Here is a 20,280-nt window from a genome sequence, read left to right on the forward strand (position 1 = left end):
ATAGGAGTGCTCTGCATGAGTGAATTGGCAGAAAAACAGGTTGGTGCGGCCGTCCTCACGCTCGCCGGTAATGAACCGGACGCCGAGGAAGTGGATGACGGATCGTTGATCCGCACCTGGATTTTCCATCAGCTCGTTGAGAGTGCGCCTACGGTTGAAGCTGTTCTTTCGGAAGGAGATGAGCCGTGAAGCATCGAGCGTCTGCGTTTCTGGCGGTGATCGCCAGCATGGGAATGGTATCCGTCGCGAGCGCACAGACTGCGGGTGGCGGGTGCGTTGTTGAGCAGGCAGCGCAGGCAGCGCTTGAACGTCAGATCAAGAGCATCGAAGCCGCGCAAACGGATGTGGCCTCGTTCTTCCAGGGCGAGAGCAGCTGCATCAACTCGAACCTTCTGAACGTCATCGACTTTAGCCGCGCGATTCCAGACCTTTCCGGTTTGGTTGCGAACCTTGGTCAGGATGTGGTGAACAACCTTCTGAACGACGCAGTTCAGAAAGCCTGCGATATTGCCAATGAGCAAATCGGGGATGTGACCAACAACCTGAATACGTCTCTGGTCGATTGGAACAGCGGACTGTCCGAGGAAATCCGGGGGATCATCTCGGACGGCCAGATACGGGTCGGCGGCGGCAATGGCTAAGATCAAAGGGACAGCGCTTGTTCTGGCGTTGGCCGTCGCAACCACACCCGCATCCGCACAGCAGTTCGGCCAGGCGATGGGCGAGCTGCAAGTTGCGTTCCAGCAGTTGGTGTCTGGCTTGCGGATCAAGACGGCCCAGACAGGTGCAAGCGGCAACCAGGTTGCGACGGCCGCGCTGAAAAGCGCCGAAGCCAACGCGACCGCAATCGCGCAGTTTGATGTGCGATCTGGCCTGAATGCTGCTGTCAGCGCTTTCTCGGTCGGCCGGGACCAGACCAACGCGGCTTGTGGCCCTGTCCAGATGCGCCAGCTGGCGCAGACGGCGGCGCAGCGCAATGCGCAGCTTGGGTCGGTCTTAGCCGAAGCCGATCAAGCGTTCATGGATAGCCATGGGGATGCCGGTATGGTTCAGGCCACGCTCAACCGCCGCCGCGCAGAATTCTACTGCTCGCAGGAAGAGTTCGACGCGGGGCTTTGCGCGTCTCTTGCTGGCGTCGGCTACAACACTGGTCCGACAGCTGGCGACACCAACGCCTCGATCTGGATGAATGGCGGTGCATCCGGCGCTGAAGAGGTGGCAACCGGCATCGACTACATCGACCGCGTTGCACCACTGCCGACCGTGGTTCCGAAGACCGGGGCCGCAAGTGCCATTTCCCGCCTGATCGCACAGCGCCAAGCAGCGGAGCGCAGCATGGCACGAGAGATCATCGGCGGGTCGATCATGGAGGGCCTGGAATGAAGGGTATCCGTATCTGGGCTGTTTCGACGGCTCTGATGCTGTCGGGCGCGGGAAGCGCCATCGCGGCAACATGTGCTGGCGTCGAAATGCGCGTCAACAATCGAACGACCGCCCTGGAGCGGTCGATTGTCGAGCTGATCCGCGGGCATCAGACGACGATGATCCAGACAGAGGCGGCGCAACGGGCGCAGATCCTTTCGGCCCTCGCGGTCGCGACCAAGCAGACGGCTGTGAGCGGGAACCAGGACGCAGCTGTGCGGCTGCGAGCCGAAGAGGCCAATGCGCAGGCGATTGTAGCGGCGCAGAACCGGCAAGCAGTGCTTGATGCACAGGAGCGTTATGGTGACGTAGGTTTCAACGCCTGCGCTGTGGTGGACCGTAGCCGGGCGGTGGCCGACGCTCGTGCCAGCGAACAGGCACGGATGGATGCTATCCAGGCGCAGATCGTCAATCGCCCTTACGTCGCTCAGGATGGTCGAGCAACTGCGGATTGGTTTGCCCTCACCGAAGGAGGCGAGGGCACGTCAAGCTCGGTCATTTTCAACGGCGGAACGGATGCCGAAATCGCTCGCTATATCGACTGGCTGATGGGGCCACCGCAGAGCGGGCAGGGCAATGCCGCTGGCGCAATCCAGGAAGTAGATCGCTTGCAGCGCGATGCGCAGCGGTCGGTGTCGCAGTATCTGCTGATGCGCTCGGCCGTCAGCAACGAAGAGGGGAGCGTTGACGCTGCGATTTCGGAGCTGTCGGGAACTTGGACAGGAACAGATGGCGGTGCGGAATGGGCGGCTCGCCTCGCCACTTCGCCACTTCGAGCGGTTCTTCTCGACATGAGCCGCGCCGAGGCCGCGAACCTCGTGGCCGAAATTCGTGCTCTTGAACATCAGCTCGATCTTGAGCTTGGGCTTGCGTCCTTCTCCCTGGCACGGGCGACCAGAATGGTTGAGGCAACGACAACAGCAGAGGTTCGACAATGAAGACGCTGTTCCGCATTTCTCTGCTCGGATCATTCATCGCCTTTGGCGCCGCTCCTGCCTTTGCGGGCGGTGGCGCGGTGTGTTCGGTGTTCGATCCGACTTGGCAGAACCAGCATTCATCCACCCAGACGGCCATACAGACGGCGGTCGATGGTTATTCGGCGGCTGTTGCTCGCGAAAATGCGCAAACAGCGCGTGATGTGACCTCGGCAATCCGGGTGCTTACCGCGCAGCGGGCTGTCACTGACAACCAGATCGCTACGACCGATCTGAAGGCGAACGAAGCCAATGCCGAGGCCGTCTCGGCCAATATGGCTCGGCTTGCCGTTGCGCGGGCCTATGAGACCTATGGCGATGCGGGACAGCCGCCCGACAACTGTGCGGTTGTAGCCCGGCTCTCCGACTTTTCGCAGTCGGTCACTGTTGCCAGCGCAGCTGCACGGGACTTTGTGACGGATGAGGGGATTGATGTTCGTCCGGGTGGGACGCCGAATGTTGACGAGATCATCCGTCGCCGGATTGCCGACGCGAATGAGGTCACGCTGAATGTGCGAGCATCGCTGCTTGATCCCAATGCGAGCGAGGAAGACGTTCAGGCATTCATCAACAACCTGACTGGCCTTCCTTTGCAGAAATTCGCGCTGGGCGAGGGCGGTGCCTCGGCCTCGGCAGGGGGCGCGGCACAGGCCACCCAAAATCTGTTCGCTGCGCGATTGGAAGCATTCCAGTCTCCGGCGCTGGTGTCCCTGGGGCATATCCGCTCCATCCGCGCTGGTGTCAGCGCAGGACCAGAGTCTTCCTCGGCCGATGTGCATGAGCACCTTGAATGGATGCTCTCCCGCTATGGCGGCGGTCCCGAATATGAGCAATGGGCGGCATCGATGGTCACGAAGTCGGAGCCGGGCATCCTGAAAGAGATTGCCCGCATCCGTTCACTTGCGATGACGGTTCGTCAGCTGCGCGAGGAATCGACGGATCGTATGACCGTCATCGTCGGAACGCTCGTGGCAGGAGAATCCGCACAATGATGCTCGCACTGCCATCCCTTGCCCCCTTCGATGTAGACGCTGACGACATTGCCGATCAGCTGGCCCCGGCCAGCATGGTCGGCCAGTCCGATGAAATCTTTGAGGGAGGGGTTGCTGGGTGGAAGCAGAACCCGGCTGTGCTGGGCGCTGGCTTGCAGGCGTTTGTGCGAGATCTGAAACCGATGGCCGATCAGACCCCGAAGATGCCGGGCGATCTGTTCTTGGAGCGGCTGCGCTCTCTGGGCGTCGATTCAACGGGGGTATCTATCACCCCTGACGCAATCCGGCAGGACGCTTTGCTCGGAGACGGGGGGGATAATGGCCAGTGATCTCACAACCCTTGAAGCTATTGGCGAGGAAACGTCAGCGGTCGTTGGGAAGGGTGCCCAAGCGATCCTTGCAGAAATATCGTTTTCCAACGTCCTGCGAGAGCTGGACCTGCTTCCGAGCCATGGGTGGCGTCATCTGGTGTTGAACCTCGTGACCGAGAATGGCGCGGATCGCATCGATACGGGAGCGCGGTGGATCTATGCGGAGCGCCTGACCGGCAGCATCGCTGGGGCTGATCCGCAGGAGTTGATCCTCATCGCCTACGGTATTTACCAAAAGCGAGGCGATGATGCTGGCGGCGAGCTTGGTGTTATGCCGATCATCGACGGATGCGCTGCTCTCGAAGGCGGGAGCATCAATCTCTTGAAGGCCGTCCGCTTTGCCAACGGCAACGTGGCCTCGCCAATCGCGATGGAGAATTTCGAGTTCACGTCCAAGCTGCGCCATGCCCGGAGCCAGCTGGGGAACCCGGTTATCTATCGCAAGCACCGAAAGCAAAACGAGAAGGAGGCTGCGGCATGAGCATCAAGCGGTGGTTCGACCTCACGAACGAAGGCGCGAAGCTGGACCGAAAGATCAGCGAAACAGGATCGGCCTATCTTGAGCTGACCTTTTCCAATGCCGACGCGATGGAGGATCGCCTTGCGGCAGGCCGCATCGAGGCGGTCGCTCTCAATGGATGGGTCAAGCCGGAGGATGGTCTTTCCATTCGGCACTACGGCGAATTTCGTGACTTCACGGAGATTGCGCGTTCGCTGGCTGTGGTCTTTGACGACGATGCAGTCAGCAAAGCGATAGCGCCACGCGATGAGCTGCGCCAGGGTGAGGTCTTGGAAGGCGTGGATCGGCCAATCTACGTTGGGAAAGAGCATATCGACCAGTCGATGAAGCACTTGCCGGATGCCATCCGTGCGCGGGCGCTCGACATGATCGAGAAGGCCCGCGAACGCCAGATCAGTTTCAAGGGGGCGTCCCTTGGGGCCACGGGTGGCAAGCTCTGGGAGCTGGCCGAAAGGGTTTCCGCCAGCCTGTCGGACGGCATGTCCACGCATTTCGCGAAAATTGCTGCCGTTCGTTACGACGATGAAACGATTGCCCAGATCGAGCGCCTGACGGGCATCGATACTGATGCCGCTCGGAACGATCTGGAAGACGTGTTGCGCCGGATCGATCTTGATGGATACCAGCTGCGCGAAGCGCGCAAGAATGCGCTGGCGCTGGGATATAGCCCCGAGACCGTCGAGGCCGTAGCAGCTGCCGAGTATATCCAAAGCCTGCCCGATGCGCGTGATTTGGTGCTGGATCTGGACAGGCCCCAGGCGGTGAGCGCTCCGCTGTCGGAAGGCTTCCGGCGCGAGGTTCACGGGTTTCGCTTCGAGGTCTCTGCCGACACAACCACTCTGGCCGCTCGCGAGTATCAGGCGCGGCTCTCGTCCGCGATCAGCTTTGTCGCTGACACGTTTGGCATGGAGCCGTCCGAGGTTTTCCCGGCGAACACGCGCATCCGTGTGGTGCAGGGCATGGCAAACCAGAGTATGCGCGGTGCTCAATATTCGCAGACGCGAACCGGCAAAGATACCGCTGGCGATGAGTTTGTGGATCAGTCCAATGCTATCGTCTTCGCGCAATCAACGGTTGGCACAGCTCTGCACGAAATTGCGCACGGTCTTTCACGCCGGTTGGGTGATGATCCGGTCAAGTATGACGAGATCATCCATGGATCGGGCCTCATGGAGGCCATGGATGGCACTCTTGCCGAAGGCAAGATGCGCGGCCTGCGCAGCCTGGATGACGAAAAGTATGTCGCCTACCTGCGCGACCCGGAAGAGGTATTTGCCCGACTGGTCGAGAACGCGCTGCGGACGCGCTGCTTGGAAATGCACGGCAATCTTGACCGTCTAGGGGGTCACGCCGTGGCCGGGCATCATATCAACTACGCGCCGCTCGATGCCGATGTGATGGACCGCACGATCCAGGTGGTTCGCAACTTTGGCGCAGCGCGGGGCGTCATGACAGAGCTTTCGGTGGAGCTACCGGACGAGGCTGTAGAGCAACAGCGTCATGCTCCCGGCCGTATGAGCATGAGAGGGCGGTAGATGGAACCCGACAGCTTTTCCGACCTGTATGTTGAGGCACAAAGCGACTATGCGCTGAACGCGCTGGAGCGTCTTTTTGGCGGCATCATCCCCTTCTTGGCAGGCAGAGATGATGCCTACAATGAGATCGGCACCTTCTTGTCGCCGCTGATCGGCATGATGAACATGATTGTTCTCGGGTTGGCTGTGATTGTCGGGGCTTATACCTTTCTGTCGATGGTGGCCGACACTGCATCTGACGGGCAAGTTCTTGGCCGTTCTACGGACACCAAAAATACTTTCCTGCGGGCCGGAGCCGCAGCGTTGGCGTTTCTGCCGGTGAGCGGCGGGTTCTCTGTCATTCAGCTGCTGGCCTTCGGTGTCGCCATCATGGGTAGCGGTATCGCGAACCAGGGCTGGAACTGGTTTGCGACCGAAACCCTCGACGGAGCCGCATATACGTCGCCCACAGGTGCTTTATCCGGGGGAGATTGGGCGCTTCGAGGCAAGATGGGGGAAGCGGCCTACACCATGGTGCTTGGTCGCTTGTGCGAGCTGCATATGGACCGCCTTGCAACCACGCTGAATGTGCAAGCGCAGACCAGTCCACGGGCGGTGCCCCGAACAATCAGCATGGACGTTATCAACGGGTGGACGGGTAACGCTGACTATTCTGGTGAGGCAAAGACTTTCGAGTGGTTCTACCAAACAGGTAGCGGCGCTGATGCCAGCAACGACATTTGCGGCTCCGTAAGGTATAGCATCAACTATAACGTGCCGGATGCAGACAGTGCGCCTGGCGCATCAACCTCTCTCTTTGCCTTCTCTGAAAACCTTGCAACGCTCGCGAAGAACGATGTCTATAATGCGGTTGTAGAGACGTTGCAGACGACCGTGCGGCCGCGAGCCGTTGCGCTGGCAGATAGGATTTACTCGGGCGATCCCGGCAATACGACAGGCAGTCTGCGCAACGATGCTGTCGTGCAGGAAGAATTTCGCTCCATCGCGAGCGATGCCGCTCTACAGATTTTCAACAGCCGGGGCGGGCTTACTGCGGATAGCGCTGCGGTCGAGCAAATCCACAACGATCTGGTCTCTTCTGTTACGGAAAACGGCTGGATCATGGCTCCGATCTGGCAGCGGGGGTTGGCATCGCTGCACACGACGCTGCGGGAATTGCAGAGCAATCTCAATTTGACAGTTGATCCACAGCACCGCATCGGAAAAATCTTCGGCACGGGCATATGGGGGTCATGGCGGGCCGAGAACTCTGTCAGTCAGGCTGCATTCCAGCCCGTAGAGCGAGATTTTGAATACCTAGAAAGCCAGGTCGCTTTCGTTGACCGCCTGTCGCAGCCCGACGCTGGCTCGCAGACCAGCCCCATGGGAACAGATGCCGGTGCCGAAATGGGAAGCCAGTATGCCCAAATGGTCTATCGGTATTTCATTGAGAAGCTCGGCCCTGGGACGAACGATTCTGCGAACTTCAAAGACCCCTTCATGGAATACACTGAAATGGGATCAAATATGTTCCTAATCGGCGGTCCTTTGGTGGCGGGAGGGTCGCTTGCGGAGGGGCTGGCGAGCGTTGTCAATCTTGACGGTCTGGTCGGTGTCATCACTGGCCCCGTCAAAACGATGGGTTTCTATATTCTCGCTATTGGGGTGGTGTTCATGCTCATCATCCCGTCGATCCCGATTATCTATTTCTTTTCCGGGGTCATTTCGTGGTTCGCGCTGGTTATAGAGGCTGTATTCGCCTTGCCCCTTGCTTTGCTGATGTGGCTTGTTCCGGCGCGAGAGCCTTCAATGATCGGACCTTGGAACAAGGTTATGGTGACAATGTGCGGTCTGTTGCTCCGGCCGTTCTTCATCATGGTGGGCATGATCGCCTGCGTTCTACTGCTGTGGCTGGGAAACCAAATCCTGGGCATCCTCTTCGGGAACATGCTGATGGTGATGACGCCCGGCTGGGGTCTGATGGCTATTGTGATGATGTTCGGGCTGATTGGACTTTATGCCTATACCTCGATCCTGCTCGCCTTGCATTGCTCTTCGCTCATCAATCTCTTTGGTGACGCGGTGATGAACTGGATCGGTGGCTTGGCTTCGCCGCTCAACCGTGACGCGCTTGGGGAGAATATGTCCCATGCCGGTCGCGCCCAGGTTGGCCCGCCTACAGGGGGGGCCTTCAAAGGCAGCATGGAAGGGCTTGGTGGGCAGGCCGCGATTGGTGCGCGGGCAGCGCGGGCCAAAATCGCGAATGTCATGAACCGGCCGCGCATCTCAGGGGGTAAATGATGTCATCGAAATCCAACTACAAGGGGATTTCTCGCCGCGATGAGGTCAAGGTCGAGAGCCGTCGTGTCGATATGCGGAGCTGGGGGCAGAAGCTCTCGGATGAGGCAAACACGCCCAGCGGAACGATCACGATCTTTGTGGCAATGGCCTTCGCCTGCGCCATCTTCTTCTGGGTGCCTTTCCTGCCGGAGCTGCTGTTCGTCGGCGCTCTGATCTTCTTCCGCAAGCACTACAACTATAAGAAGAAGGTTTGGTCGGCCCCTGCACGGGTGCCGCTCTATGTGAGCAAAATGACTGGTCGCGAGTATCTGGACGAAATGTCCAACGCGCCGGGGGAAGGTGACGTTTACATCGGTTTTTGCCTTGAAACGAACCGCGAGACATGGGCGTCCCTTAGTGATGCGAGAACGCACCGCATCGTAATCGGGACAACCGGCTCCGGTAAGACGGAAGAGCTTCTTGCAGAGACATGCAACGCGCTCGTTCACGATTCCGGCGTCATGATGATCGACGGCAAGGGTGAAATGAAAGGCTCCCTCAAGGGGGTTATCTCTCTGGCGCGGCTCTTCTGGCGGGATGAGGACGTGTATAGCCTCAACTATGTGATGGGCGGGCAGGATGCCCAGCTTTTCCGCAATGAAAAGCGCTCGAATACCTTCAACCCACTACAGAAGATGGGTTCGAGCCAGATGACGGAAATCCTGATCTCGCTGCTCTCAGCGCCCGGTTCCGATCCTATGTGGAGCGACCGCGCCATTGCGCTGATCCAGGGCCTTATTCCGCCTCTCAATTACTTGAGCGGACGGGGGTATATCGTTCTCAACGCTGACATGCTGTCGAGGTTCTTGCCCCTGAATGCCGTCGAGGATCTTTACTGGCACTGTGCCTTCATCGATCACAACGGCAAGAGAGTGAGGTTGCCGAAGGAAGAGCAGGATTTCCTGCGGCAGGAATACCTGATGGGCCTTCGCATCTACCTTGAGAATATCCCAGGCTATACGGTTGGTCCGCCACAGCCCTTCATGGGCCGTGGAGAAGGCCCGCCGCCCCAGGCCGACGAATCTCGCGCCGAGGTCGTAAAGCAGCACGGGTTCCTGACCATGCAGGTCGTGAAGCCGATCACGGATTTGAGCTTCAACTACGGCCACATCTACAACACGACCATCGGTGAGATCGATTTCCTTGACATGGCCCGCAATCGAAGGCTGCTAGTCGGTCTTCTGCCCGCGCTGGAGCGCAGCAAGCAGAACATGCAGCCGTTGGGGAAAATGGCGGTCGCAGCGATCAAGAACACACTGGCGACAGGTCTGGCCGGGCCTGTCAGCGGCGAGTGGCGTCAGGTGATGGCAGACCAAGAGGTAGCCCGAGGCCCTACGCCCTACTTCATCCTCTGCGATGAGTATGGGTATTTTGTCGTTGAGGGCTTTGCTGTCGCACCAGCCCAGGCCCGAAGCCTGGGGTATTCCATCACGTTCGGCGTCCAGAACATCGACAACCTCATGGAGGTGTCGGAGAGCGAAGGTAACGCTACGCAGGAGAACACCAATATCGCGCTGGTGGGCCGGATGACCTCTGGTTCCGACAGCGCAACCTACAAGTTTGCAGCGAGCCGAGCCGGGGAAGCCCACGTTCAGGTGATCGAGGACGTGGAGATGAACTATTCGGGTGTCGGGACGACGCGCCTGGATGACGGACGCAGCCGACTGCAAAGCGTGTCGCGGCTCAACTATGACGACATGAGCGCCCAGAAGGATGGAAAATTCACCTTCATCCTTGGCACCCCAATATTCTCGCGCAAGGGCAAGAAGGTCATCACAGATCAGTCCGTGAAGGTCGTTCGGCTTTTGTCTTTGTATTGCGGCGGCGACTACAGTCCCGATTCCGTCAGTCCGGTGAATGCGGCTTACGTCTTGCCGCTTGCGCCGGAAGAGAAGGACAAGATGCGAGCGGAACTTCAACTCGCTGGAAACCCGGAGCTGGCCATCCAGATCAGCGCCACTGCGCAGTCAATCATGGAAGGCCGTGTTAACCGCCTGACCTACAGTGCTGAACCGAGGCATGTTGGCCCTGACGATTGGCTGTCCTATCTGGCGTTTCGGGCCGAGGAGCGGCAGATGAAACCGGCTTCGGTGCCCGAGGAAGAGAAGGAAATGCTGTTCGACTCCTACCTGCATTTGGTTGAGCGGTTAGAGAGGGGGGCGAAGCAGTCGGGAACCACTGACATGGTTCAAGCCTATCTCGGCCGCAAGGTGAAGTCGCAGCGCTACAGCGCCGTGCTGAATGATGTTGTGCTGGATCTCGCGCAGGTCCGCGCGGCGAAGATGCGAGAGCTGTCTGTGAAAAGCAGCACCGCCCTGGATGATGTGGAGAGCCAGGTTGAACGGGCGGAAGAGACGGTTCAAGTCAGGAGGGTTCGGACTGCCGGTCGAGAGCGCATGTCAGGATAGGTGGTTGACAAAGCGCGTTTCTTGACGGTTGAAAAATCCGCTCACACACACTATATTTAGATAGAGTTTAGGAAAGGAGGTTCTGATGGCGACGAACGGAACAGCGCTGCTGCCCCCTCGGGCCAGCTTCGGAGAGCGGCTTCTGCGGAAGCTCCTTTTCATCGGGCCGGAAACCCACAAGGAAGATCTCAAGGAAACCGCTCGGGTCATCAATGCGCGGATGAAGTCCGACTTGACCCTGGCTCGGCACAACGATGAGCTGGAAAGCTATCGCAGGAACATGATGGATGCTGCCGATATTCGTCGGCGCAGGGAAAATTGGAACTGACGATAGCTGAAAGCGCAGGATGACAACGAAAAGCCGGGGAATGCCCCGGCTTTTTTCATGTCGAAGATGACGAAAATTCGTGTCTTAACCAGTCACGCACGGGGGCCTTCTTTTCGTAAAGACGGCGGTGGACATATTGCCACACGCGGTAGCGCAGAGACAAAGCATTGACCAGCAAGGTAGCTGCTATCAGCATCGCTCCGAACAGGGTGAACAGATAGCCGGTCAGGAAGTAATAAAGGAAGCCGAATGCAGCCGCGCAGCCCGAGGCTATGAGAAAGCGGCGCTCGCCAATCCGCAGCTCGTCTATGGTCCGACTGACGGCTTCCAGCATCATCTCGACTTCTTCGACGTGTTCGCAATGATCGCAGCCCAAGACATAGGTGGTGTCACCGCTGTCGTGGTGAATGGCGTCTTGTAGGGAAATGCTGCCGACAGCGCCGCAGTTCGGGCAGGTTGTTCGCTGTCGCCCCTTCTTGATGGCCGATACCGCGAAAGCGAAGCTGGACCCAACATCCCGCTGGCCGGACAGGCGCGAGCGCCAGAAATTGCGGGGATTGAGGCCCTTCACCTTGCGCCATGGGAATAGAATGCTGCCTATTCCGTGGCGCGGTGGTTCCTTCTTCTTTTCCTCGTCGGCCATTGGCGACCTCAGCTCAGTTGGATGTGAACGCGGTTGGGGTCAACTTCCATCGGCAACCCGCCGCCCTGCACCAGGCCGGATAGGATGTCGCGGATGCCCCCGAAGTGCTCGAACATCGACAGGGGGCGGTGGGTGTCTTCCTCTTCACCGTTAGCCCGGATTGTGAGCGTCATGCCGGTCAGGTCCAGCACCAGGCGATACTTGGGAAGATCTGCGCCGAGATCGATCTCTGCGACGGCAGAGAAGGTGTCATCGTTCTTCAGGCCGGTGTGGGTCGCATCGACCAGCTCGGCCAGATATTCGGGCAGCGGCTCTTCAAGCGCGAAGCCCTGACGATAGGCATATTCGCCACGATAGATGGCCGGTTTTTTCAAGGCAGTCATGGTATAAACTCCTTTCTCTATCTAAACACATACTGTAAATTAAGCTGGAACACCAGAACTCATATGAGAGGCGGGCCGTGAAACCAGCGCTCCGATACATCGCAATCGCCGGACTTGCGGGCCTTCTGACCGGCCCGGCGCTTGCGCAAGATAACCCGGCCGATAGGTCGGACATAGACCTAGACGGCCAAGCTCCCGCAGAGCTTCTTCAGGAGTGGCAGGGCGGAAAGCGCGTTCTCTTCTGGTCGGTGCCGGATAGCACATGGATCGAGGTATTCCACGGCCGAGACGTGACGGGCCTCGTGGATGACCCTCGGTCATATTTCAAACGCATAGTGGCTGACGGCAGGCAGTGGCAGTGGCGGAACAAAGGCTTCGTTCCGCTGATCGCGGAAGAGGCTGTTGCGGCTGGCCCGGCGAGCGCCGAGGATTTCGCGGCTGCGATTGCTCCTTTCTCGGATGATCTGGCCGAGACCCCGGAGAACAGCCCGGCGAACATGACATATCTGTTCCGGTCGGAATCTGGTGAAACCATTAAGGGCGTTCGCCTCGCGACAACCAGCGTCTGTGCCGAGGGCGGGGCGCAGTGCCCGCTGGTGGTTCTGCGCGATGGACAGCCGCCGAGGTCGATCTTCATCAATCTCGACGTGCCGTGGGGCTTCCTAGAGGCTGATGGGCGCGTTCTCGTTGAATATCAGCTTGAGACGGCCGTTTCCCAGATCGACCTCGGGACGGGAGCCGTCTCGCAGCTGAACATGATCGAGCCTGCGCCAGCGCAGTCGCCGCCGAGAAATCCTCGCTATGTGGAGTAGACCAATGCGCAGCACCCTTGCCGCCCTAGTCGTTTCGACCGCGCTTGCACTGACGGCTGCACCAGCCGTTGCGCAGAGCATTTCCGGGGGGTTCGACTTCGAGGATTTTCGGGTTGCGGTGATGGGGCCGGAGTCCGGGCGTCGTTACGAAATCCTCAACCTCGTGACCGGCAAGGCAGCTGGGGCCTATCAGTTCATGCCCCAGACGCTGGCCGACCTGGGATATGTGTCTAGCCCGACCGGCGTGTGGGATTGGGATAGCGTGGTGTTCACGGGAAAGTCCCAGGCGATGGGAGTGAACACGATCAATGATTTTTTAACTACCGAAGCCGGGCGGCGGTTGCAGGATCAGGCTTTCGATGAATTTACCCTTCGCAACTGGCGCTCTTTGAGTGCTTCCACCAAGGGGCAAATCGGGAAAGTCGTGAACGGGGTTCTCGTTACCGAGGGTGGGCTGCTCTCTGGCGCTCACTTCCTTGGTGCCGGGGGGATGAACAACTTCGTTCGTTCGGGCTTTACAGGCGCAAACCTCAATAACCTGTCTACGATCCTCGCCCAGAACTTCCCGTCACAGCAGACGGTAGAACGGCTCGATCAGTATGTGATGGGGCGACTGGTGAGCGGTGCAGCGGCGCATGGCGGTATCGCTGGCGCATCGGGCTATGGCGGTAGTGCCGGAGGGGCTGGCGGGAGCTATACCGTCGATCAGGTGGCCCAGGCAGCGGCGGCGAACGCGGGAAGCGTCTCGGGGGTCTGCATGACGCACCCGATCATGTCCACAAGTGGTCAGCGGGTTTCGTCGCCCTATGGCGTCGATAGAACGGGCAGGGCGTCGGCTGGTTGGCACCAAGGCTTGGATTTGGTGAATGGTGTCGGCCGAGGCGATCCAATCTATGCCGGAGTGAACGGCCGGGTGGTGGTTGCGGGTTCCGGTAGCGGCGGAAACCGCGTTGTAATCGAGACAAGCGACGGATCGCAGCGGTTTGTCTTCATGCACCTGGATTCGGTCCATCGCGACGTGCGGCAGATCGGGACGGTTGTGACCCCTGACACCCAGATCGGGACGATGGGCGATAGCGGATCGGCTGGCGCAATCCACTTGCACCTGGGCAGCTTGATCGAGGGATCGAAGCTCCAAGGTGTGGGGATGGAGTCCCGTATCTGGGAATCGCCTGGTGGCTGGACTGGCTCAAAGGATGAAAATCCGTTGACGGCCGATCAGGTGGCCTCGGCGCTGCCGAGCAGCTTCTATTTCGTCAACCCAGAACCGTTCTTGCCCAACCGTGTCGCCTTCCCCGCCGAGTTGGCTGCGGCTTATGCCTCGCAGGGGATTTCGCGCCCGGATGGACTGACGCTGGCGAACAACTGCCAAGTCGGGAACCTCACGGGTATGCCGATGGCAAGCACAGGCGGCGGGGTCTCCGCGTCAGAGCTGGGAACAAACCCCATAGGACACCTAGCTGACGTTGGCTATGCGGCCGACATGGCCATGGGAGAGTTCCGGGATGCGGTTCTTGACCTCACCAAGATCGCGGCCGACGAGTTTACCAGGGCGCAGCTCTACAGCTCTAGCCGGTCTCGGCCGAACGCGGCCTGGGCAACAATGGTGTCATCTACAGCGGGAGAACATGCACAATGAAACGAGTGATTGCGGGGGTGCTGCTGGCGGTAACGGTTCCCGTCATGGCGATGGCGGAAATCGAGGCGCTGGACTGGTCCAAACTCTCGACTGGCAGCTGGCCGGAGTGCGGGACGGGGTGCGCGATCGATACCATCAACGCGGCGCAGTCCGTGGTGATTTTCCATACTCGTGGCGAGCTGACCAAGCCCGAGGCCGAGGCCCTTGTTGCGGCCGTTCAGCGTGGCGCTCGCGTCTCTGTTTTCGTTGGTCAACAGAACAGCCTGTCCAAGGAAGTCATCTGGTATGTCCAGGACATTTACCAGAAGTGGGCGGCGACAGCACCCGACGAAGACACGTCGATGCTCGGGATGGGTGGTTGCGTTATGGGCGCGACAGACGCCCCGGCATTCATCGTCACCGATCCTTTCGGCACGAAACCCAACGATGCGCCAGCGCTCGTGGTGGATGGGAAGAAGACCGGGGAGATCAGCATCGCAGCCGAGGCATCGGTTGTGTCCGAAACAGAGGATTTCATTCAATGCTATCTGCACGCAAAATAATCGCTGTCGTCGTTCTGGCGGGTGTTGTCGCCACGGGGCAAGCGAGTGCGCAGCAACAGGGACCGGCACAGAGAGCGGTGGAGCCGAACGCGGTTGCCGTCGATGAATATGTGCCGAACCAGTATCTCGATCCGAACCTGCTGGCGATCCAGGTGCGCCGCGCCGAGGATCGCATCCTCGCGCTCGAAGAGACGAATGAGCGCTTGATCCGAGGCTATAACGATCTGGCCGAGAAATATAACGCACTGCGCGAGTATCTGAATACTGGCGTGGTGCTGGAAAAATAAGGCGGGCGCGACATGGAAATTCCAAGCCTCGACACCATGCTGGTCAGGCTGACAGGTGTCTTTCCCTATTACATCGAGCTTATCCTGGCATTGCTGGCCCTCGGGGGGCTTGCCTGTGTCGTTTCTGGCGGCCACATCGCGTGGAGGGCGGCAACCGATGGCGGTCGCGGACAATCTTATGGTCAGGGAACGCCGACACCTTGGAAGGCGCTCGGGCTGTGGGTGTTGGGCGGTGCTATGTCGGTGCCGCTCGTTCTGCTGTGGGACGCGGCCGGGACGTTCGTGCTGGGGGGGGACGAGACCTACAACATGCTCTCCTACCTGCCGCCACCCGCCACCAGCCCATGGTGTGATCGGGTCAAGGCAGGAGTTATCCTGTTCTGGATGTGCATCGGGATTACGGCATGGGCATGGGCGGGTTTCCTTGCCTACACCCGGATCACGTCATTCCAGGGCCAAGGCATCGGGTTAAAGGTTATCGGCTTTGCCTTTGGGGGGCTGTGCGCATTCTTCATGACTGATCTGGCCGTGATCTTCTCCAACACCTTCGGCCTGGACATTTCGCTGGATAATGTCTGCACGATCTTGGGGACGTGAGAGAGCGGTGCTCCATAAAATCGGGATCGCCACCGTCGCAGGCGTAGTCGCTCTGGTCGCCGGTCATGCTCACGGCTATCAGGCCGATCCGAGCAGCAATTCGGCCCCGCAAGCGGCCCATGCGGCCGCGCCGCGTGACGCCGCCTCCGAGGACCGTGCTGTGGACGCCGTGGCGTCCATCGCAGGGGGGGCGCTGCGCGTCTATCAGCTGCCGCCCCAAGGGCGGCTACAGGCGATGACAGCGCTGGTGGAGCGTTCGGTCGATTGGGGCTTTGTGCTGCGCAACAGCGTTCCGCCAGATCTTGTGGCGGCGCTGAATGATGACGAGCGGCGGGCACTGGCCCGCTCTCTCTTGTCGGTGACGGCCAAAGGCTATGTGTCTGCGTTCCAAGGGTATCGGGGTGAGCAGATCGATGTGGTGAGCGTCAACACTCTTGGACCCGGTATCGTGCGCGTCGGGACGCGGTTGCGGGGGGAAGCGCTGGACGAGGCTGTCGCCATAGATTGGGTCGTTTCTGGCCTCGATCAGAACCGGCCCGCGCTGCGTGACCTTATCATCGACAGCAATTCGATGCTCGCAAGTCAGCAGCTTGTTCTGGGCACCATGTGGAGTGAAGTGTCCCAGGACAAGGGCAGGTTCTTGCAGCGCATGGCCTCGCCCGATCCGTGGGGGGATGACGAATGAGTAAGGAAACACCGCACCGGATGCACTGGTGGTTCTTTGTCGATAAGCTCGTGCCTTGGATATTCGCCGGCGCTTTGCTGGCGATCCTCCTCGCCATGAGCGGCATGGTTTCAGATCGCTTTGCCCTGCCCGCGAACCTCTACTCGCGCATCCAGATCAGCACCGTGGCACTGATAGCCATCGGTGCCGTTTCGTCGGTTCTCATTTCGGCGGTGCAATGGTCATGCACTCGCCTGACCATCGAAGAAGACCAGCTGGTCTATGCGAAAGGCGTTCTCAATAGAACCGTGGCGAAGATCCCGATTCAGGAAATCGCCAGCATCGACCTGCACCAGACGCTGTTCCAGCGGATCATGGGAACGGGTGATCTGGTGGTGGATATGCGCGGGGCATCCTTGTTGCGCATGAAACTGCTTGATGATCCCGAGGCCATCCAGAATGCTGTGCTATCCTTGCGCCGGAAACCGACTACAAGCCAGTAGTCGGCTCGGCTGTTCTTAGCGCCTGCGCATTTCCTCGGCTCTCCGGCGCTGCTCTTCCATCCGGCGTTCATCTTCACGCCTACGCTGGTCTTCCTCACGCCTGCGCCTGTCTTCATCCTCCCGTCTGCGCTGTTCTTGCAGCAATCGATCATCCATCGATCAGCTCCTTTCAGTTCCTCTTACGGGGCCAGATTCCGAGAATGGAGGCCAGCCGTCAACGGTGTGGCCCCTTTCTCTGTTCTAGGCGGATCAGCCCGGCAATTTTTCGCTTCGCTTCGGGTGATGGCCTTTCGATACCGGCAATCCCATGCTCGGCCGCATCACGTCCAGAGGCGAAAACCTCAACGTCTGGCGCGTAGTCCCAGATGGCCGGGTCAAGGTGACGAGCGTGAAGGCGCAGGGCCAGAAGGTGGTCACGATCATGAGTCATGATCCAGCCTCCGCAGACGCAGCCATCGCGCTGATGGCACATGAAAACCTGTGGTGGTTGTTCCCAGGTTTCCCCGTCATAGGCCGGGAGCTTCTCGTATTCCTCTCGCGACCAGATCCCGGCCGGGGTGTCTGTGCGGTAAGGGCAAGAGCCACATGGGGCTTTGGGCGGCTTCATGGTGTTGTCAGAGGCGATAGCGCAGCCCCATTTCCTCGATCTCGCTGAACAGTTCACGAGCGCGGTCTTCGCCGATCTTCGATCCACCCGCCTTTATGCGCCGCATGAGGGCATCTGTTTCGGCATCGCTTGCGCCGTTCATCGTAGGGCCAACACCCTCATAGGCCGCGCAGTCGCGCACGGCCTCATTGATCGACAGGATGGTGTATTTGCAGACTGGCGCTTGGTCTTCCTGTAGAAGGCCAAAGCTCGGCAGGTATTCTTTGTGCGTGACGATCATCTTCACTTCCTGCTGGTGGCTGATTTGGACTGGCGTAGCCGCTTCTGGGCGGCGAGTGCGGACTTGAGCTGTTCCGCCAGCGTAGGCCCGTCATCATCATCGAAATGGCAGTCCGCGCCATAGTCAACGATGAGGCCCCGCAGGGAGGCTATTTCGTCACGCAGAGCGCCCGCCTTGGACGCCGCATGGGGCCTGCCTTTGTCGATGGGCTTCCGGTCACGAAAGCCCGTCCAGGCGTTGGGGAGCCATCCATAGTCGCCATGCTTCGGTGACAGCTTACCCCATGTCACACCAGGCAGCTTGCACCACCAATAGCCATAGGTGACGCCATGGCGAGTGCGGATCGTGCGCAGGACATATTCCCAATACTCGATCCGCGTTCCATCCAACCGGGCGCGGTAGCAGCTATCACCGATCTTGAGAGCCATCGGTCAAACTCCGTGATGCCGTTTGATTGCAGCATGGGCAAGGAAGCCCGCGCCGGTTCTGGGTGATTGTCCAGCGGTCCTCGATCCAGCCAGTATCGTGGCCGCAACGTGGGCATATAAACTGGATGCCTTTGACGGCACCGCCCGGCAGATGCCCCGCATCGGCAACCCGCATCCGCCAGACACGCGGGCTACGCGGTTTTGAGGGTATGCCTGGAAGGGTGAGCTGGCGGGCCATATCATTCTCCCGTGTTCTGTGGGTCATGCTCATACTCGCCTGCAAAGTATCGCGGGCGTCTTTCGATTTCGGCCGCTATGAAGCTCTCCGCGAAAAGCGGAAACTTCCGCTCAATCCTTCGGCGCAGATTGTTGAGCCGCACTCTGGCGCGAGCCTCCTGGCTCCATCTGCGGATCGGGCGCTGTGCGATCTGCTCCCAACCTATGGTCCAGCCTGTGCCGGGCGCATACTCGGTTCCTGGTTGGACCATCTGCTGGATCTCGGTGGGGATCGGATGGGGGCGGTCACACAGGACAGCCTTGATGATACGAGGCATCCCGTCCGGGGGTGTGGTTGTGGGGTTTCCCCAGAACAGACGGCAGCGCCATTTTTCCGACATGACGACGCCTGTTGGTTAGGTGGATTGATCGCGCCAGTAGCCGCGATGGTCAGTCGGATAGCCGTGCCGAAGCGCGGCCTCAACGTCATCGAGTGCTGCCAGATAGCCCCCGGCATAGCCCTCATTTGCGAGGCCCCCGGCAAATTTGCCGCCGCGAGCCGCGTTGCCTGCGATCTCTGCCTGCACCCGGTCGCGGGCAGCGGCGATACGTTTCAGCACATGTCTCTTGTCAGTCAGCTTCATCAGGGCCTCCCAGGGATATGGATCAGAACAGCTTTCGCCACTCTTGGGGCTGAGGCTTGGCGATCTGCGCTGTGGTGCCGCCTTCATCTTCATCCCAATAGAACCAGCCGCTGAGGATTGGGCCGTCATCGTAGGCGACGGCCATTTCCACTCCCCCGCAGACCCCGATGATCGGCGTCCCATTGGTGGGGGCTTCGCTGATGGGGAGATAACTGTGCTTACGCATATCGGCCTCCGGGGCTAGATGGAAACGAGCGGCGCAAGGTCTTCGCGCAGGCGCTCGGCGGCATCGAGCCGCGAAAGAGGTGTTGTCACGTTAACTGGGCTACAGTTGCCTGCCTGACGGTTTGGGCGTAAATTTTGGCGATGCAGACATCAGATATCATCTTCAAGCGTCACCGTTTTCCGCCACAGATTATTGCTCATGCGGTGTGGCTTTATCTGCGGTTCAACCTTAGTCTGCGTGAAGTTGAGGAAATGCTGCTTGAGCGTGGAATCGACGTATCATACGAGACAGTTCGTCGTTGGATCGCCAAGTTCGGCCCCCAGATCACACGCAACTTGCGGCGGCGTCAGGCGCGCCCCGGCGATATTTGGTATTTGGACGAAGTGGTCGTCAAATGCGCTGGAGAAAAATTCTGGCTTTGGCGTGCGGTGGATCAACATGGCTCCGTTCTCGAAGAAATCTTGCAGAAGCGGCGTGATAAAAGGGCGGCAAAGCGATTGCTTGTGGCGTTAATGAAGCGCTATGGCTTTGCTCCTAAACGGATCATCACCGATAAGCTCCGCTCCTACGGTGCAGCAAAGGCAGAAGTGGCACCCGGCCTTGACCATTGGTCGCACAAGGGCCTCAATAATCGGGCCGAAAATAGCCATCTGCCGTTTAGGAAACGGGAGCGAACCATGCAAGGTCATCGGTCACCTGGAGCGTTGCAACGGTTCGTCTCCATGCACTCAGCGACGCGCAATTGTTTCTCTGTTCCATCTCGTCGCCGAGCCGCACACACAATTCGCTACCATCGCCTCGAAGCTTTCGATGCATGGAAAATTGCGGCCTGTTTCGCCTGAATATCTACGAGCCCCTGGCCTTTCCGGCCAGAGAAACTTAACGTGACAACACCATTACAAAGGTTGGCGCCCTCGGTTTTACGGCCTTGGGCTGCAGG

At 59.4% G+C, this 20,280-nt stretch carries 26 protein-coding genes; 19 read left to right on the forward strand and 7 right to left on the reverse strand.

Annotated elements, in window-relative coordinates; genetic code table 11:
* The first annotated feature begins 15 nt into the window (after positions 1 to 15).
* The 11 genes from ACK8OU_RS14395 to ACK8OU_RS14445 all read left to right on the forward strand — a co-directional run bounded on the left by ACK8OU_RS14395 (position 16) and on the right by ACK8OU_RS14445 (position 10,869).
* The gene (locus ACK8OU_RS14395; RefSeq protein ID WP_410304117.1) at positions 16 to 189 is read left to right on the forward strand and encodes a hypothetical protein; all 174 of its coding nucleotides are present in this window, start codon (positions 16 to 18) and stop codon (positions 187 to 189) included.
* Positions 186 to 641 (forward strand): hypothetical protein, encoded by a 456-nt coding sequence (locus ACK8OU_RS14400; protein WP_410304118.1) that lies wholly within the window; start codon positions 186 to 188, stop codon positions 639 to 641. Before ACK8OU_RS14395 ends, ACK8OU_RS14400 begins: the two co-directional genes overlap by 4 nt.
* Complete coding sequence (locus ACK8OU_RS14405) at positions 634 to 1,383, forward strand: hypothetical protein (protein WP_410304119.1); 750 nt, start codon at positions 634 to 636, stop codon at positions 1,381 to 1,383. The genes ACK8OU_RS14400 and ACK8OU_RS14405 overlap by 8 nt, the downstream gene beginning before the upstream one ends.
* Entirely contained in the window at positions 1,380 to 2,360 is a 981-nt protein-coding gene (locus ACK8OU_RS14410; protein WP_410304120.1) for a hypothetical protein, read from the forward strand. Before ACK8OU_RS14405 ends, ACK8OU_RS14410 begins: the two co-directional genes overlap by 4 nt.
* Positions 2,357 to 3,388, forward strand: a complete 1,032-nt coding sequence (locus ACK8OU_RS14415; protein ID WP_410304121.1) for a hypothetical protein — start codon at positions 2,357 to 2,359, stop codon at positions 3,386 to 3,388. Before ACK8OU_RS14410 ends, ACK8OU_RS14415 begins: the two co-directional genes overlap by 4 nt.
* Positions 3,385 to 3,717, forward strand: coding sequence for a hypothetical protein (locus ACK8OU_RS14420; protein ID WP_410304122.1), 333 nt, complete (start codon positions 3,385 to 3,387; stop codon positions 3,715 to 3,717). The genes ACK8OU_RS14415 and ACK8OU_RS14420 overlap by 4 nt, the downstream gene beginning before the upstream one ends.
* On the forward strand, positions 3,707 to 4,240 hold the full coding sequence (locus ACK8OU_RS14425; RefSeq protein ID WP_410304123.1) for a hypothetical protein: 534 nt from the start codon (positions 3,707 to 3,709) through the stop codon (positions 4,238 to 4,240). The genes ACK8OU_RS14420 and ACK8OU_RS14425 overlap by 11 nt, the downstream gene beginning before the upstream one ends.
* Complete coding sequence (locus ACK8OU_RS14430) at positions 4,237 to 5,814, forward strand: hypothetical protein (protein WP_410304124.1); 1,578 nt, start codon at positions 4,237 to 4,239, stop codon at positions 5,812 to 5,814. Before ACK8OU_RS14425 ends, ACK8OU_RS14430 begins: the two co-directional genes overlap by 4 nt.
* Positions 5,815 to 8,094 carry a DotA/TraY family protein gene (locus tag ACK8OU_RS14435; protein ID WP_410304125.1) on the forward strand — a complete coding sequence of 760 codons (2,280 nt, stop codon included), beginning with the start codon at positions 5,815 to 5,817 and terminating at the stop codon, positions 8,092 to 8,094.
* The gene (locus ACK8OU_RS14440; RefSeq protein ID WP_410304126.1) at positions 8,094 to 10,541 is read left to right on the forward strand and encodes a hypothetical protein; all 2,448 of its coding nucleotides are present in this window, start codon (positions 8,094 to 8,096) and stop codon (positions 10,539 to 10,541) included. The genes ACK8OU_RS14435 and ACK8OU_RS14440 overlap by 1 nt, the downstream gene beginning before the upstream one ends.
* Positions 10,542 to 10,626: 85 nt before the next feature.
* Positions 10,627 to 10,869: a hypothetical protein gene (locus ACK8OU_RS14445; RefSeq protein WP_410304127.1), complete on the forward strand. Its 243-nt coding sequence runs from the start codon at positions 10,627 to 10,629 to the stop codon at positions 10,867 to 10,869.
* A gap of 55 nt (positions 10,870 to 10,924) precedes the next feature.
* On the opposite strand, the gene ACK8OU_RS14450 is transcribed toward ACK8OU_RS14445, so the two are convergent.
* Complete coding sequence (locus ACK8OU_RS14450; RefSeq protein ID WP_410304128.1) at positions 10,925 to 11,512, reverse strand: hypothetical protein; 588 nt, start codon at positions 11,510 to 11,512, stop codon at positions 10,925 to 10,927.
* 8 nt (positions 11,513 to 11,520) lie between these two features.
* Positions 11,521 to 11,895: a hypothetical protein gene (locus ACK8OU_RS14455; protein WP_410304129.1), complete on the reverse strand. Its 375-nt coding sequence runs from the start codon at positions 11,893 to 11,895 to the stop codon at positions 11,521 to 11,523.
* A gap of 77 nt (positions 11,896 to 11,972) precedes the next feature.
* Between ACK8OU_RS14455 and ACK8OU_RS14460 the strand changes: the two genes are divergently transcribed.
* The 7 genes from ACK8OU_RS14460 to ACK8OU_RS14490 are packed head-to-tail and all read left to right on the forward strand — an operon-like array spanning position 11,973 to position 16,939.
* Positions 11,973 to 12,707: a hypothetical protein gene (locus ACK8OU_RS14460; RefSeq protein WP_410304130.1), complete on the forward strand. Its 735-nt coding sequence runs from the start codon at positions 11,973 to 11,975 to the stop codon at positions 12,705 to 12,707.
* Positions 12,708 to 12,711: 4 nt separating this feature from the next.
* Positions 12,712 to 14,346: a M23 family metallopeptidase gene (locus ACK8OU_RS14465; protein WP_410304131.1), complete on the forward strand. Its 1,635-nt coding sequence runs from the start codon at positions 12,712 to 12,714 to the stop codon at positions 14,344 to 14,346.
* Positions 14,343 to 14,888, forward strand: coding sequence for a hypothetical protein (locus ACK8OU_RS14470; protein WP_410304132.1), 546 nt, complete (start codon positions 14,343 to 14,345; stop codon positions 14,886 to 14,888). The genes ACK8OU_RS14465 and ACK8OU_RS14470 overlap by 4 nt, the downstream gene beginning before the upstream one ends.
* Complete coding sequence (locus tag ACK8OU_RS14475; RefSeq protein WP_410304133.1) at positions 14,867 to 15,175, forward strand: hypothetical protein; 309 nt, start codon at positions 14,867 to 14,869, stop codon at positions 15,173 to 15,175. Before ACK8OU_RS14470 ends, ACK8OU_RS14475 begins: the two co-directional genes overlap by 22 nt.
* Before the next feature lie 12 nt (positions 15,176 to 15,187).
* Positions 15,188 to 15,772 carry a hypothetical protein gene (locus tag ACK8OU_RS14480; protein ID WP_410304134.1) on the forward strand — a complete coding sequence of 195 codons (585 nt, stop codon included), beginning with the start codon at positions 15,188 to 15,190 and terminating at the stop codon, positions 15,770 to 15,772.
* 7 nt (positions 15,773 to 15,779) lie between these two features.
* Complete coding sequence (locus tag ACK8OU_RS14485) at positions 15,780 to 16,457, forward strand: ABC transporter substrate-binding protein (protein ID WP_410304135.1); 678 nt, start codon at positions 15,780 to 15,782, stop codon at positions 16,455 to 16,457.
* Positions 16,454 to 16,939 carry a PH domain-containing protein gene (locus tag ACK8OU_RS14490; RefSeq protein ID WP_410304136.1) on the forward strand — a complete coding sequence of 162 codons (486 nt, stop codon included), beginning with the start codon at positions 16,454 to 16,456 and terminating at the stop codon, positions 16,937 to 16,939. Before ACK8OU_RS14485 ends, ACK8OU_RS14490 begins: the two co-directional genes overlap by 4 nt.
* A gap of 214 nt (positions 16,940 to 17,153) precedes the next feature.
* Here the strand turns inward: ACK8OU_RS14490 and ACK8OU_RS14495 are convergent, their stop codons facing one another.
* The 5 genes from ACK8OU_RS14495 to ACK8OU_RS14515 all read right to left on the reverse strand — a co-directional run bounded on the left by ACK8OU_RS14495 (position 17,154) and on the right by ACK8OU_RS14515 (position 19,340).
* Complete coding sequence (locus ACK8OU_RS14495; protein ID WP_410304137.1) at positions 17,154 to 17,546, reverse strand: DUF6283 family protein; 393 nt, start codon at positions 17,544 to 17,546, stop codon at positions 17,154 to 17,156.
* A gap of 7 nt (positions 17,547 to 17,553) precedes the next feature.
* Positions 17,554 to 17,826 (reverse strand): hypothetical protein, encoded by a 273-nt coding sequence (locus ACK8OU_RS14500; protein ID WP_410304138.1) that lies wholly within the window; start codon positions 17,824 to 17,826, stop codon positions 17,554 to 17,556.
* 2 nt (positions 17,827 to 17,828) lie between these two features.
* Positions 17,829 to 18,254: a hypothetical protein gene (locus ACK8OU_RS14505; RefSeq protein WP_410304139.1), complete on the reverse strand. Its 426-nt coding sequence runs from the start codon at positions 18,252 to 18,254 to the stop codon at positions 17,829 to 17,831.
* 632 nt (positions 18,255 to 18,886) lie between these two features.
* Complete coding sequence (locus tag ACK8OU_RS14510; RefSeq protein ID WP_410304140.1) at positions 18,887 to 19,114, reverse strand: hypothetical protein; 228 nt, start codon at positions 19,112 to 19,114, stop codon at positions 18,887 to 18,889.
* A gap of 22 nt (positions 19,115 to 19,136) precedes the next feature.
* The gene (locus tag ACK8OU_RS14515; protein ID WP_410304141.1) at positions 19,137 to 19,340 is read right to left on the reverse strand and encodes a hypothetical protein; all 204 of its coding nucleotides are present in this window, start codon (positions 19,338 to 19,340) and stop codon (positions 19,137 to 19,139) included.
* 140 nt (positions 19,341 to 19,480) lie between these two features.
* On the opposite strand from ACK8OU_RS14515, the gene ACK8OU_RS14520 reads away from it, so the two are divergent.
* Positions 19,481 to 20,182: an IS6 family transposase gene (locus ACK8OU_RS14520; protein WP_055661736.1), complete on the forward strand. Its 702-nt coding sequence runs from the start codon at positions 19,481 to 19,483 to the stop codon at positions 20,180 to 20,182.
* Positions 20,183 to 20,280: the final 98 nt, after the last annotated feature.

The organism is Pontitalea aquivivens (assembly GCF_046507575.1).
Classification (GTDB): domain Bacteria; phylum Pseudomonadota; class Alphaproteobacteria; order Rhodobacterales; family Rhodobacteraceae; genus Pontitalea; species Pontitalea aquivivens.